General features: G+C 37.5%; 11 protein-coding genes and 1 tRNA gene. 4 read left to right on the top strand and 8 right to left on the bottom strand.

The genetic code is table 11. The features are described 5' to 3' along the window. Positions 1–69 precede the first annotated feature (69 nt). From J2772_RS03905 to J2772_RS03895, 3 genes are all read left to right on the top strand, one after another. Positions 70–1,356 carry a TolC family protein gene (locus tag J2772_RS03905; RefSeq protein WP_209913527.1) on the top strand — a complete coding sequence of 429 codons (1,287 nt, stop codon included), beginning with the start codon at positions 70–72 and terminating at the stop codon, positions 1,354–1,356. Positions 1,357–1,545: 189 nt separating this feature from the next. Continuing rightward, on the top strand, positions 1,546–2,283 hold the full coding sequence (locus J2772_RS03900; RefSeq protein ID WP_209913525.1) for a glucose 1-dehydrogenase: 738 nt from the start codon (positions 1,546–1,548) through the stop codon (positions 2,281–2,283). A 530-nt stretch (positions 2,284–2,813) separates the two neighbouring features. Continuing rightward, positions 2,814–2,881: transfer RNA gene (locus tag J2772_RS03895), tRNA-Thr, on the top strand. A gap of 78 nt (positions 2,882–2,959) precedes the next feature. Here J2772_RS03895 and J2772_RS03890 read toward each other — a convergent pair. After that, entirely contained in the window at positions 2,960–3,643 is a 684-nt protein-coding gene (locus J2772_RS03890; RefSeq protein ID WP_209913523.1) for an MBL fold metallo-hydrolase, read from the bottom strand. Between the two features lie 55 nt (positions 3,644–3,698). Further along, complete coding sequence (locus J2772_RS03885; RefSeq protein WP_209913521.1) at positions 3,699–4,286, bottom strand: Crp/Fnr family transcriptional regulator; 588 nt, start codon at positions 4,284–4,286, stop codon at positions 3,699–3,701. Between the two features lie 163 nt (positions 4,287–4,449). Here J2772_RS03885 and J2772_RS03880 point away from each other — a divergent pair, with 163 nt between their 5' ends. Then, positions 4,450–5,274 (top strand): 5'-nucleotidase, lipoprotein e(P4) family, encoded by an 825-nt coding sequence (locus tag J2772_RS03880; RefSeq protein ID WP_209913519.1) that lies wholly within the window; start codon positions 4,450–4,452, stop codon positions 5,272–5,274. A 476-nt stretch (positions 5,275–5,750) separates the two neighbouring features. Here J2772_RS03880 and J2772_RS03875 read toward each other — a convergent pair whose 3' ends face one another. The 6 genes from J2772_RS03875 to J2772_RS03850 form a co-directional block, all read right to left on the bottom strand. Beyond that, positions 5,751–6,596 carry an SH3 domain-containing protein gene (locus tag J2772_RS03875; RefSeq protein WP_209913517.1) on the bottom strand — a complete coding sequence of 282 codons (846 nt, stop codon included), beginning with the start codon at positions 6,594–6,596 and terminating at the stop codon, positions 5,751–5,753. A 15-nt stretch (positions 6,597–6,611) separates the two neighbouring features. After that, complete coding sequence (prmA, locus tag J2772_RS03870) at positions 6,612–7,439, bottom strand: 50S ribosomal protein L11 methyltransferase (RefSeq protein WP_209913515.1); 828 nt, start codon at positions 7,437–7,439, stop codon at positions 6,612–6,614. A 308-nt stretch (positions 7,440–7,747) separates the two neighbouring features. Next, on the bottom strand, positions 7,748–8,461 hold the full coding sequence (locus tag J2772_RS03865; protein ID WP_209913513.1) for a 3-ketoacyl-ACP reductase: 714 nt from the start codon (positions 8,459–8,461) through the stop codon (positions 7,748–7,750). A 344-nt stretch (positions 8,462–8,805) separates the two neighbouring features. Further along, entirely contained in the window at positions 8,806–10,371 is a 1,566-nt protein-coding gene (locus tag J2772_RS03860) for a calcineurin-like phosphoesterase C-terminal domain-containing protein (RefSeq protein ID WP_209915013.1), read from the bottom strand. Positions 10,372–10,419: 48 nt separating this feature from the next. Further along, positions 10,420–11,871 carry a SusD/RagB family nutrient-binding outer membrane lipoprotein gene (locus tag J2772_RS03855; protein ID WP_209913511.1) on the bottom strand — a complete coding sequence of 484 codons (1,452 nt, stop codon included), beginning with the start codon at positions 11,869–11,871 and terminating at the stop codon, positions 10,420–10,422. A 10-nt stretch (positions 11,872–11,881) separates the two neighbouring features. Then, on the bottom strand, positions 11,882–14,857 hold the full coding sequence (locus J2772_RS03850) for a SusC/RagA family TonB-linked outer membrane protein (protein ID WP_209913509.1): 2,976 nt from the start codon (positions 14,855–14,857) through the stop codon (positions 11,882–11,884). Between the last annotated feature and the right edge of the window lie 93 nt (positions 14,858–14,950).

The following is a 14,950-nucleotide window of genomic DNA, read 5'->3' as shown; positions in this document are numbered from 1 at the left end:
GCTCTGCGTTGATTCCTTGTTAATAAACTCCTTTGTTTAGTGCTGCAGGGCAACCTTTATGTAAAAAAAATGAAAATAATATACGATACGATATCAAAAATAGTTCTGGTGCTGTTGTTTACAGCGGCAATAGGAGCTCAGGCTCAGGAACGTGTAGTTTCTGTGGATGAAGTCAGAAACCTGGCATTAGAGAACAATAAAAAGATCAAAAAAGCGCAACAGAATATAGAAGCTGCCAAGGCTGCAAGAACGGCTGCAGAAGCAGGGGGAAAACCTACAGTGGACGGAAGTGTGGGAGGATATTATTTCTCCAAACCCCTTTCAAACCTGTTGCCGGAAGTATTGGGAAGCGCCAATGTGAATGTTACCCAGGTTTTGTATGCCGGCGGGAAAGTAGAAACCGGTAAAAAGATTTCTTCAGCGGCCGTAGATCTGCAGATGGCGCAGAAAGACCTTACCAAAGAGGAAGTAAAACTTTCTGCGGAAACCATGTACTGGCAGATCGTAAATGCCAAGGAGAAAATAGCACTGGCAAAAGAATACATCAAGCTTCTGGATCAGTTGCATACCAATGTGAAGAATTCCTTTGACGCAGGGCTGACCTATAAAAATGACCTGTTGAAAATAGAAGTTCAGCAGAATGAGGCACAACTCAATCTGAAACGTGCAGAAGATGGCCTTAGCATAGCCAAGTTAAACCTTGCCCAGATCGCAGGACTTCCCGATTCCGATTTTGATGTGGAGGATGCTGTAAGCGGCAGCTTTGCTGGTATTTTGGCAGATAATCAGCTACAGCCGACGAACCGGCCTGAGCTATCCATTCTTGCCAAAGCAGTAGAAATAAATGAGCTTCAGGAAAAACTGCTTGATGGTGACCGCAAGCCGACGGTAGCTCTTTCGGGAATCGGCTTTTCCAGTTTTGGTAAAAATGTTAATCCTATCAATATGAAAAATAATATGCAGGGATTTGTGGGAATGCTGTCTGTAAACATTCCGATTTATGACTGGGGAGTAAGAGAGCAGAAAGTAAAAGAGCAGCAATATAAAACCAATGCTCAAAAGCTTGAACTGGAAGAAACGAAAGAGCTTCTGGTGCTGGAAGTCCAGAATGCCGTGATGCAGCTCAACCAATCTGTTAAACATATCGAGCTTGCTGAAAAATCTCTTGTTCAGGCCACGGAAAATCTCAGGCTGAACCAGGACAGATACGACGCAGGAACTGTGGTAGCAGAAGAAGTATTGAAAGCTCAGGTTCTCTGGCAGGAAGCCAAATCGGAGATTCTTGATGCCAAGGCAGAATATAAGATCAATGAAGCTAAGTATAAAAAAGCTTCAGGGATGGATGGTGAGCATTAAGTGTTTTTAGAAAGGAAGAGTAATCTTTTCCTTAATACTAAAAAAGACTCACAAATACAGAATAACTAACTGTTCTGTTTGATTTTGCAGGCGATAAATCAATCTATTGTAATGTAGGAATCGTTGCAGATGCAGAATTTATGACAGAGCAATATTAATAAGAAAATTTAACCTTAAAATTTATAAAACATGGACAGATTAAAAGGTAAAATAGCGATTATTACGGGTGCAGCATCAGGAATGGGTGCAGCCCACGCAGTTGCTTTTGTTGCAGAGGGTGCAAAAGTTGTACTCACAGATATTAACGAAGAGAAAGGCCTGGAAGTCGCCCAATCTCTAGGAGATCACAGCGCACTATTTGTCAAACATGATGTTTCGAGCAAAGAAGACTGGGATAAAGTAATTGAAGCCGCTGAAAAAACTTTTGGCCCAGTCGATATATTGGTTAATAATGCAGGTATTGATAAGCCTGCTTTATTGGAAGAGATGCCAGAAGCTTTATACCGACAGGTGATAGAAATCAACCAGGTATCTGTTTTTTTAGGCATGAAAGCTGTAATTCCTTCAATGAAAAAAGGATCGACGGGCTCGATAGTCAATATATCGTCGATCGCAGGCTTTGTTGCAGCACCATACAGGCTTGCCTATTCTGCATCTAAATTTGCAGTTAGAGGAATGACCAAATCAGCAGCGGTGGAATTGGCAAAGTATAATATCAGGGTTAACTCTGTACATCCGGGATTGATTGATACGCCAATGACCAGCGCGGTGCCGAAGGAGGAATTGTCAAAAATCAACATCCCTTTAGGAAGAGCTGCCGATGCGAAGGAAGTATCCTCTTTAGTAGTTTATCTTGCTTCTGATGAGTCAAGTTATTCTACAGGATCAGAGTTTATAATTGATGGGGGTATTACCGCACAATTGTAAAACTAAATACACACAGAAAAATTTGCAAGATAAAGAGCTTACATAGTTCTTAAGGCAGAATATAAGATCAATGAAGCTAAGTATAGAAAAGCATCAGCGATAAATAGTGAGTATTAAGTGTTTTTAGAAGGAAAAAGATTTTTTTCCCTTGAACCGGCTGTTTGTAGACAGTCGGTTCTTTTAAAAATTTAAAAAGTTTAAATGATGAATAAAGAAAAAAATATCATCATTGGAGGCGGTTTATCCATTAGTATTCAACGACATTTTAATAGCTAATTCTGTGAATTAAGAATAGACAAATCCTGCAAGTAGTCAATTTGGAAGATTTTTTTGTATAACGATTATGGAAATCTCTCAAAATGGAATCAAAACTTCTTGCAATAAAACCAAACAACTGATAATCAATAAAATACACTTAAAATCAAATTAAGATCAGCAACCAAAGAGTTCGAGGATAATCCTGTCAAGTTCACAAAACCTCATCATTTTTATGGTGAGGTTTTTTGTTGTCCTTACTAAAGCTTATTAACGTAGCTCAACAGATAGAGCATCCCGATTTGTAATCGGAACGGACAAGGTTCGAGTCCTTCTGCGCCCACTTAAACCTCATAGCCCTATAAAAGAAGGAATCTAAAATGCTTTTCCTTTTAAACTGTAATTACAGCAAGATCTATCTTTAAACAGCCGCACTGCATTTAGCCACAAATTGCTCAAACTTCCGATCTGTATTTCGCATGACCGGCCCGTGACCGAAGCAAATAATGGAAGGGTTCAGTTCTGCTAGCTTCTTGAGCGATTTGATATTGCGCTGCTGATCCGAAGTGAACATGTTTGGAGGAAGTCTCAGACCGGTTACTGTAGTAAGAATGTTCATATTGGTTGCCGCATCTCCGATGATCAGTACACCATCGCGCTCACGGAACAAAGAAATATGACCACCCGAATGTCCTGGCGTTTCTATTACCCGAAAGTTTCCGATCATATCATTTTCAACAATGGTCTGATCAACTTGATGTCCCTGCCCAGCCCAGTATTTTTGCTGAAGCATTGCCACCCAATGATCCGGAGTTGGATAGTCGTTGGTTACCATACCTGTTTCGGTCCTAAAAACTTCGTTGGGATGACAGAGTAAAGGAATTTCAAACTCTGCACATATCTGATCACTGCACCCCTGGTGGTCTGCATGCGCATGTGTAAGTACATGTTGATGAACAGCAATTTTCTGGATAACTTTCTTTATAGTGGTATATGAACTCCTTATTCCGGAATCTACCAGTACACCTTCGATAATATAGCAGTTGATACCGTTTCGCGGCATCAGTGGAATCTGGAATACTTCGGTGGTAATTTGACGTAGCATAATTTTTTTTGTGCAAATCTACATCGCTAACCAAAATCGCATAAGGACATTTGTCCTATAATACGTCGGGTTTATGTATTTGTCCCTTCGCACGGGTAAGCGATCGCTGTGTGATGCCCAGGTATGATGCCAGATCCTGAGTTGCTACGCGTTGAACAAGCATCGGTTCATCAGACAGAACATAAAGGTATTTATCTACAGTCGATTTATTATTATAATTGAGCAAATAACATTCTTTTTGACTATACTCTTTTTCCATCACCGATTTTATAACTCCGTTCCAGGCAGTCACACGATCAAGCAGATGCTGATAATCCGGGAAACTTATTCTATAGATTACGCTATCTTCTATAGCCCTGATGCTCCTTCTGGATTTCTCCTGTTTTACAAATTCCGGAAACGAGGTGACAAATTCATTTTCAAACTTGAAGCAGGTTATATTTTCTTTTCCTTCTTTATCGATAGCGTATGCTTTTACACCGCCACTAGCGATAAATCCAATATAGCGGCAGGGCTCATTCTCACTAATAAAAAAATCACCCTTTTTTAAGTGGATCGGTTTGAAGAACTGCACAGAAAAATTAATTTCCTCTAATGATAGTCCTCCTGTTGAGCATAAGTAATCTTCAAATACGTTGGTCATTTAGTAATTTTTTATCCTTTTATCTTCTTCTTAGCCATCTAAGGATCATGTGTTAATTCAGTATTCAAATCTAATACTTATTGTACCTTCAAAAAAGCTAATATGAGAAATAGTTGTCATACCAATCTAATTGTTATAATTTTGCTTTCTCTATTTTAATTCAATGAAAAATTTCAAGTTCATTATTGCAAGCTGTGCTTTTGCTTTGACCCTGTCATGTAAAACAGCTGTTCCGGTTACAAAAACCATTATTCAGGATGCTCCTTATCAAAATCTTGGACGTGACGGGAAAATATATGCTGCGTTTTATCAACAAAGAGCAGCCGAATATGAAGCACTTTGCCTGCAGGCTTACAATATTGCAAAACTTCGTCTGAATGAAGCTTTAGCACAAAAATCGGATAAACCTTTAGCGATTGTTTCTGATATTGATGAGACCTTTTTAGATAATTCCTATTACGCCGTTGAGCGTTCAAAAATGGGAAAAGATTACGATCAAAAAACATGGGAAGAATGGACTGCCAAAGGTATTGCAACACCACTTACCGGTTCTCAGGCATTCTATCAGTATGCAGCGAGTAAAGGTATACAGGTATTTTACGTTACCAACCGTATAGAACAGGAACGTGCAGGAACATTGAAAAATCTGAAAAAATACAATTTCCCACTTCAAAGTGATGCCAACCTTATTCTTCGATCTAAAGAAAGCAGTAAGGAGAACAGACGCCTGGACATTGCTAAAAATTATAATATCGTTTTACTATTGGGTGATAATCTTGCTGATTTCTCCAATCTGTTCGATAAAAAATCAGAAATAGAACGATCTGCAGCCGTGAAAAACGCAGCGAATGAGTTTGGTAAAAAATTCATTATCATTCCTAACGTTGGATATGGGGACTGGGAGTCTTCATTTTATCAATACAAATATGATTACACTCATCAACAGAAAGATTCACTGATGTATAATGCTGTAAAGGCTAATCCATAAAAAAAAGTGTATTTGTAAATATATACAAAGAATTTACGAACCCTCACAGCAAGAACTGTGAGGGTTTTTATTTATGGCAGATTGCCCTGAATAAGCATATGGATACTACCTCAATCTGAAAGTTGCCAGGTACGCTTCACAGTATGAAAATTCCGTTTCACTGCCTTATTTCGCGGAATCAACTTAACTTTTCACCTAATAAACTTTAATTCGTGGTACTTTTATCGTATAAGCTTTTACCGAGAAGCCTCTATAAAAGTTAGTTTTAATTATTATTTAAAGAAACATTGATTAAGCATCAATAAAAATCTTTTTTGTGCAACAACTTATTCCTTATAGCCATTTATGGCTAAACTATACACTTAATCATGTTTGGGTAGGACTGGATATTCCAGTCCTATTTTTGTGTTGTATTCTGTATGAACAAAAAAACCGCTGTACAATGACAACGGTTTTATTTATTTTAAGCAAAAGATCTATTTAAGTTTATAAGAACTTCCATTCCAAAGATACGTTTTGGAAGAACGTTTTTTCTTCTCCCGGTCTTTATCATCGGTTTCCATATCTTCTACTTTCAGGATAAAGGTATTAGGAACTCCTCCTTTATCATTAGGAAAAACATATTCTTCACTGTGATAGTAAGCTCCGGCGTCTCCTACATTCATCAACTGTGGAAGAGCAATCAGTTTCTTATCCTTATAAAGAACGTATTGGTCATACGTTGCAATACCACATGCTTCACCGGACACCATTGCTTTTAAAGTAAATTCTATATCCTGTAGTTTGTGGTTGCTTTCAATACTAAAGGAGGCTGTACTCAACTCTTCTCCTCTTCCGGTATCAAAGTAGATTTCTTCAATCAGGGTATTCCCTTCCATTATTTTTATTCCGGCAATATTCTGTTTTTCAATCTCATTCAGTGATTTATTTTTTCTATCCACTGTTTTTGAAAGTCCGAAAAGGAAATCATATCCGTTTTTATTACGATAGCCTACACAAAGGTTGCCTCCCCAAATATAGCCTTCACTCATTACATCACCTTTCTGATAAGAAATTTTATACCAATTAGCTCTTCTTTCTCCCAGTTGTAAAACCGGCACTGTTTCTTCTTTTTTAAGAATCATAATCTGCTGATTACTCTGCAGTGAATCCAAAACCTGAGCATTAACACCCGGTTCTGTTCTTACCCTTGTCCAATCTGTAAAGATCTTCTGGTTTTTGTTTTCAGAAAAATTAAAAACACCGTCTGCATATACTTCATTTTCCTGAGCTGCAAAAAGTTGTACAGTCAGTAAAAATAAAGCGGTCAATAAAGTTTTCATGTGTTATTTCGTTTTTTATTTTTCAAGCAGTAAGCTTACCCATTCTTCTCTCTGCAGCTGCTTTTTCAGTGTAAGACCACTTTCTTTGCATACTTCCAGAATATCATCAACATCGAAAAAACATAATCCAGAAAGCAATAATTTGCCGCCCCCGTTCAATACTGAAACATAAGTCGGAATATCTGAAATAAGGATATTTCTGTTGATGTTTGCCAGAATAATATCATAATTTTCTTTTCCTAAATTATCAGCAGTTCCCAATTCAATATCTAACTCTACATTGTTTCTTACTGCATTTTCTTTGGAGTTTTCTACAGACCATTCGTCGATATCAATTGCTTTTGTATTTCCGGCTCCGATTTGCTTTGCATAGATTGCCAATACAGAGGTTCCACATCCCATATCCAACACTTTCTTTCCATTGAAATCAATATCCATCATCTGCTGGATCATCAGGTGTGTTGTAGGGTGATGCCCTGTTCCGAATGACATTTTAGGTTGAATGATAATTTCATGCATTCCCGGTACAGACTCATGGAATTCTGCTCTGATCAGTACTTTATCATCAATATTGATGGGTGAAAAGTTCTTCTCCCACTCTTCATTCCAGTTGATGTTCGGCATTTCTTCAAAAGAATACTCAATTTTTACATTTTCGTTTTCAAAGATCGGAAGGGCTTTAAGCTGATCTTCGTTAAATAAATCAGTCTGGATATATCCTAAAATTCCGTGAATTTCTTCTGTAAAGCTGTCAAAACCTATTTCAATAAGTTCTGCCATTAATATCTCGTTCCAAGGTTGCAATGGAGAAATCCTGAAGTTGAATTCTAAATAATTTTGCATGTGAATAATTTGCTGCAAAAATACTAATGTTATTACGGTTAAAAAAATGGAAAGGGTAAGTTTTGGGTAAAGCTGATGGATTTTATATTGTTGAATGGGGTAAAGCCAGCTTCTATTTAGTTTTTATCTCTCGCATTATGCGGATGACGCAGATTTTTTTAAAGGTTTAGGCTAAAGCCTTTGGAAGAGAATATTACAAATAAAGCGGGCTAAAGCCCGCTTTATTTGAATTTTTCAACTATAATTTAAAATTGAGTTTAGTTGTTCTATGACAACTTTAAACATTGAACTTTAAACCTTAAACGCTCTTATGGATTCGTAGAGAAAATAGAACCATTAGCGATTAATGCTCTTCTGTTCATTTTCAGGATATCTCTTACCCATTCTGCGAAGTCTTCAGGCTGTAGCACTTTATCAGGGTTTCCGTCTGTAAGTCCACCCTGGATACTCATATCAGAAGCAATGGTACTTGGTGTTAACGTAATCACACGGATGTTTTGTTTTCTCCATTCTGCCATCATCGACTGAGATAGAGAAACTACAGCTGCTTTGGAAGCTGCGTATGCTGACATATTTGGACCACCTTTTAATCCTGCAGTAGAAGCAACGTTTACGATATCTCCTTCTCCTTTAGCTTTCATAAATGGATGAACTGCTTTAGCCGCATAGTACACTCCAAATAAATTGGTTTTGATGACCTGTTCCCAAGTTTCAGACGGCATCTCTTCAATAGTTCCGAAATCTCCGATTCCTGCATTGTTCACAAGAATGTCTACTCCACCTAATTTTTCAGCTAAAGTTTCGATACCTGCTTTTACAGCTGCTTCATCATCGATAGTGAATACTGCATATGCAGAATTTACTCCTAGCTTTTGAATTTCGTCAACTGTATTTTTAAGATTTTCTTCGTTTCTTCCTGTAATAGCTACGTTCACTCCTTCATTCGCCAAGGCCAGTGCTACAGCTTTCCCTAGTCCTCTTCCACCACCTGTTACGATAGCATTTTTTCCGTTTATATTCATAGTGTAATATTTTTCGTGGGACAAAGTTACGAAAGAACATTTTTATGGAATGGAAAGAAAGGATATTTAATAGTTTTTTAATGGTTTTCAAATGAATACTGAAAACTTAGATTTTACTAAAACCACAAAAGGCTAAAACACTTAAGTAAAAGATAAGTGTTTATGAATGGCTTTGTGAAAAGCTGCGATTTTCATTTATGCACTTTTATTCAGCTTTCAAATATTCTAAAACGTTGAAAATAATCTTTTGTGGTTTATTATTTTCAACCTCAGCAATACAATAAAACCGGCTCTTGAAGAACCGGTTTATAAATCTAAAAAAAGTATAGTAAAAAATGAAAAGCTTAAGGAATCTGGATGGCATTCTGTACTTCAAATTCTTCTGAAGCGGAGAACTCATTTCCATACATGTCTACGGCTCTAACCTCAACTTTATGTTTTCCTAGGGTCAGTTTTTTAGGAAAATCTGCTTCCCAGATATGTTTTGACATTTCAGGGTTGGAAGGTCTTCTTCCCTGTAGAATATTCTCTGTGGTATCCCATTTAAAAACAGAAAGAGCAAAGTTCGGGTCTATGGTTTCATCATATTCCATTTCTTCCCATTTTCCGTTATCTATTCTGTACTCCACTTTGTCTTTTTTGCTTCCCATAAAGAAGTTAGCCAACACTTTTGCAGAGGTTTTTGACGGGAACGGAATTACTTTTGGAACGTATAATTTGATCTGATATTCTTCCGGTTTTCCGGCTGTTTTGTATTTTACTTTGTATTGGTTATCGGTAAAGCTGATGAAAGAATATCCTTTTGCTGTTCCGTCTCTCATGGTTGAAGTAGGAAGCCCTGCTTCATCAGCTGTTCCGGAATACCAGTCTCCACAAGTAGTTCCCACGTTATATTCATGTAATTCTTTGATGCCGTTCCAGCCTGCTTTTTTCCCATAGAAAATCTGCTGTTGGATATGAGTATGAGCCGATAAAAGCAATACATTCTGGAAAGGATTCAGGAAATCGAATAATTTCTGACGGTCTGCATTTCTGAAACTGTCTTCATTGTGATGTTCCAACGGAATATGAAAAGATACTACAATCAGTTTATTTTTATCAACCAGTTTCAAATCATTTTCGATAAATTGAAGCTGATCTTCACGGAATCCGCCCCAATAGCCTTTTCCGTCTCTTGGATCGGGATACAAAATATCATCCAGGATAATAAAGTGTACATTTCCATAATTGAAGGAGTAATTGGCAGGGCCAAAATTGGATTCAAAGGTTTCGTCTGAAAGTTTATCGTCTTTGGCATCGTAGTTCATGTCATGATTTCCCATTACATTATACCAAGGCAATCCTACTTCTTTCATCACATCAGCATAAGGTTTCTGAAGACTTAGGTTATCTCCTACCAAATCTCCCAAACTGATTCCCAATACTGCATTTTTTTTAGTATTTTTCACCTCGTTTACGATTCCTCTTTTAAAATAATCCAGTTCTTTCTCTGTATAAGGTTGAGGATCTCCGAAAACCAAAATATCAAAGTTTTTGTTTTCATTCTGTTGGTAAAGCGGGAAATTCAATTCTTTGGGAAGCTCACCGGTTGGAGCTACTCCTTTATATTTAAAATCTGCAGGAGAACCTTTTGCTTTATGATGGTAATAGAACTGTGGCAGGTTATTACTGTTTAAAGCAGTTTGATATCCTGATGGTTTGATGACAAAAATAGTCTGATCTTCCTGAACTGGCAGGCTGTAACGTCCATTTTTATCAGTTAAAACTACCTGAACACCATTAGAAACTGCGACTCCTTCAATTCCTTTTTCACGATTTTCTTTCTTTTGGTTCTTGTTGCTGTCTTCATACACATATCCTGAGACAGAAGACTGGGAAAAAGCCATTGCTGAAACCAGCATGCAAGGCATTAAAAGTTTTATGTTGATACTCATCGTTTATTATTTTATTGATTATACTTATTTACTCCACCACACTTTTACATTGATATCATCTCCGCCCATCTGTTGAACTGCCGCCTGATAATTATCTTTATTCAGCACTCTCGTATTGGTTGGATACATTAATCTTTGAGGAAGTTTTCCATCATTTAAAAGTCCACCGTTGTTAGGAAGTTCCGGGAATCCCGTTCTTCTTTTTTCAAACCATTGCTGCTGATCTACAAAGAATAGGGCTATATATTTTTGAAGCATAATTTTCTTCATATCTCCGGTTCCGAAAGCTACTGCCGGATTATCAAAATAATTGGCAGGAACTACAGCTCCCCATTGTTCAATAGCTGCTTTTACACCATTTTCATAATAGGTTTTTGCATTACCCTGGATAACTCCCTTAAATGCCAATTCTGCTAAAGTAAACTGAAGTTCTGCATAGGGATAGACTAAGATTTTCAAAGGTGCTTTTGCCAGGTTTTGATTAAGGTTGGATGGCTGGTAATTAAATACAGTTCCAAATTTATATCCTGATGGAGCTCCTAAATACCCTATATTATTATTTTTTGAATCTTTAGCCTGAGAGAAAAACATAGCCATACGAGGATCATTATTAGCCTTCAATGTTTCTACAAAGAATTCTGAAGCTGCTCTTCCTGTGGTAAAATCCTGAGGCCTTGCAATAGGTGTCATTAATGGAAAAATCCCTGTTATATCTACTTTTACACCGTCTGCATTGCTTTGGAAAATAGGATATGTTGTAGGGTTGTTAATAATTTCCTGGATTCTTGCTTTAACATTTACTTCTCCATCTTTATTCAAAATTCTTGTCAGTAATCTCAGAGAAAGAGAATTACAGAATTTTTTCCAACCGAGAATTCCATTGGCAGCATCTGAATCTGCTTTAAAGAACAAATCTCCTCCGGTAAGCGCTTTATTATTCACAAAAAGAGCGTTTGCAGCTTTTAAATCATCCAATAGTTTGATATAAATTTCCTTTTGTCTGTCAAATTTTGGATACATAATCTTATCATCCAATTGTGATGCTTCAGAAAATGGAACATCTCCATAGGTATCAGTTAAGTTAGAATAAATCCATGCATTCAAAACCATTGAAATGGCCTGATAATTTTTATCTCCTTCAGAAATTGCAGCTTTCTTAAGATCATCCACCTGTTTTAACCATCGGTAAGAGTTATCCCAGAAACCGTTTCCTGTTTTTTCTGTTAAATAGTAACGGCTCAATGAATTTCCTTCGTTTGGAAAATCCAGAGAAACCTGCATAAGATCAAAATTAAGATCATTAGCTCTGTTATACCCTACCACAGACATATTGTACTGGATAGGGACCAACAAGGCACTGGCAACAGGCACATTAATTCTGCTGGTATCTTTATTGATCTCATCAAGACTTCTGTCACATGAAACAGTACTGCCCACAAGAGCAAGGAATGAAGATATATAGATTAGCTTTTTCATTTTTCTGATTTTAAAATTTAACATTTAACTGGAAACCAATGGTTCTTGCCTGAGGTAACTGCCCCATCTCAACTCCTGGTGTAATCGTAGAATCGTCTAGCGTAGCTGCTTCCGGATCAAATAATGGGAACTTCGTCCACATCCAAAGGTTTCTTCCGAATACGGCAAGGGTAATATCTGTAAGCTTTAAAGGTTCAACAATTGATTTTGGGAAAGAATAAGAGATTCTGGCATCTCTCAGTTTAAGGTACGAGGTATCAAATGAGTTGGTCTCTACGTTGGCTCTTCTATAGTAATCTCCATAATAAGCGGAAACCGGAATTCCTTTTGTATTGGGAGAAAATGTTCCATCAGGATTCTGAACAACTCCCTGCCCAACGATTAACCCTCCCGGATTGTCTCTTCCTGCAAGAGTATGCGTAAGTTTCCCCTGTTCAGACATTTTGTGATGTGAGTGAGAGTAAGCTATCCCTTTATACTGACCGTCAAACGAGAAACTCACGGTAATATTTTTGTATCTGAATTCATTCTGAAGACCTGCTCTCCACTTCGGATAAGCATTTCCTATTTTTTTCATTTCCGTTGACTTAGCAGTTAAGCCGTCTTTTGCATCATAAATCACCTGCCCATCCGGTGAATATAGCAATCCTGCTCCGTACATATCTCCCAAAGAGCCTCCAACTACAGCATCATAAAACACTACACCACCTATACTTCCCATGGTATAAGGTTTTCCATTATACTCTTCCGGAAGGGAAATGATTTTGTTTCTGTTCATTGACCAGTTAGCATTTACACTCCATGAGAAATTTTTATTCTTGATGGGATAAGCATTTAGAGTCATTTCAATTCCTCTGTTTCTCAGTTCACCGGCATTGATGATTCTCTTATTATATCCTGTTTCATACAGCATCGGAATAATAATTGACTGATCTTTGGAATTGTTCTGATACGCTGTAAAATTGAATGTCAACCTGTTTTTCAAAATAGTAAAATCCATACCTCCTTCAATATTGGTAATCATTTCCGGCTTCAGATTGGGATTTGGGTATAGTAACGGAGATTCTACAGATCCTGCAAAACCACTGTTTTCGTAATATTTGTCGAGCATGTAGGTATATGTATCGTTCCCTACTTTAGACCATGATAATCTTAGTTTCCAGAAGTTTAAATTGTCTGATTTTAATTTAAAGATATCTGATAATATGAAGGATGATGATACAGACGGATAAAAATAAGATCTATTATGAGCAGGAAGCGTACTGCTCCAGTCATTTCTTGCCGTCACATCCAGGAAAATCATGTCTTTGTAACTGAAGTTAGCCAATGCGTATACACTGTTTACCTGATTATCATTAGGTTTTGGCAGTTTATATTCCACCTGCATGGCATTGGAAAGCTGGTAAAGACCTGCTTTATTAAGCCCGTTTCCTCTGTAATCATTCATGGTATATTCATGATACCTGATGTTTCCTCCAGCTGAAGCTGTTACTCCAATGTTTCCGAATTTATTTTTATAGGTGAATAAAACATCATTATTCAGGTCCATGTATCTGATATACTGTTCTCTGTAGTAACCTTTGGCATAGTTAGCAGAGTTCCATGGTCTTCTTTGGGTACGAAATTCATTGTTCCATTCCAAACCGGTTTTATAAGCTACATCTAGGTTTTTTGCCAGCTGGTAACTGATATTGATATTCCCAGTAATTGTTTTTTTATTGGTTCCATTCAGGTTCTCATAAGCAATCAGGTAAGGATTGTCAATATAAGAACTGAAAGGGTGAACCTGTTCTACCTGATCCTGTCCTTTTTTCCAGATAGGTCTGTACCATCCAAGATCCACGTTCGGATTCTGGAAGATCATGAAATAAGAGATGGACTGGTTATTATAACCTGTTGCAGGAAGATTGTCACTTTTCGTCTGACTGAAGTTCATCTTAGTACCGATCTTCAACCTGCTGCTCAGTTTATGATCTAAAGATAACGCTGCGCTGAATCTGTCTAGCCCTGTATTAGGCATCATCCATTCATTTTTCAGATAGGTAAGTGATGTTCTGAAAGCAGTAGTTTCATTGGAATGCTCTACAGATAAACTGTTTGAATAATTGGATCCTACCTGCCAGAAGTCTTTAATATTATTTTTATAAGGTCTCCAAAGCTGTCTTTCCAAACTCTGTCCTTCTATATTAGGATCGTATTGGAAGTAATACTGCCCGGCAAATTTTGGTCCAAAGGCACTACTCGTAGAACCCGTGTTTATTCCATCAACAGATGGTCCATAGGAGTAATAATAGTTTCCGTTTTTATCTTTTTGCTGAGTTCCTTGTCCGTATTCATATTGATAATCCGGCCATTTCAGTACTGAATCATAACTTGAATAGGAATTAAAAGCAACCTGAACTTTTCCTTTTCTGCTTTTTCCGGATTTGGTGGTAATCATAATGGCTCCTCTTGAACCTCTTGAACCATATAATGCGGACGCTGTAGGTCCTTTCAGAATAGAAATGGATTCAATATCATCAGGGTTGATGCTGTTAAAACTATCTCCATAATCAATAGGTAAATCTCCACCTGAACCTGCTCCATACGCTGAAGTTCCGGTTCCTGTTTTTTTTCCACTCAAAGGAACGCCATCCACAACTATCAAAGCATCATTATTCCCCATACTCATGGAGATGTCTCCACGAAGTGTGATACGGCTTGTACCCAAAGGTCCTGCTCCGGCAGTCTGAATCTTTAATCCGGCTACTTTACCTTCTAAAGCCTGTGCCCAGTTATTATTTTGGGTTTTCAGAATTTCTTCAGAGGTAACCGTCTGGGTGGAGTACCCTAAAGACTTATCGTGCCTTTTGATTCCCAAAGCAGTCACCACTACTTCGTCAAGTCCTTTAATAGTGTCTTTTTTAGCTTTCTGCTGAGCCGTCAGACTGGCGCTGAATAATCCTAACAGCGACAATACCAACAACTTTTGTGTCTCTTTACGCATATCCTTTTTGTTTGCGCAAAATTAGAACGACATTATGAGTATGATCTTAACAACATTTTAACGTTTATTAAATGTTCATTGAATACTATATTA

The sequence above is a fragment of the Chryseobacterium jejuense genome (assembly GCF_017877355.1).
GTDB classification, from domain to species: domain Bacteria; phylum Bacteroidota; class Bacteroidia; order Flavobacteriales; family Weeksellaceae; genus Chryseobacterium; species Chryseobacterium jejuense_A.
This window is presented reverse-complemented; position numbering and strand designations above follow the sequence as displayed.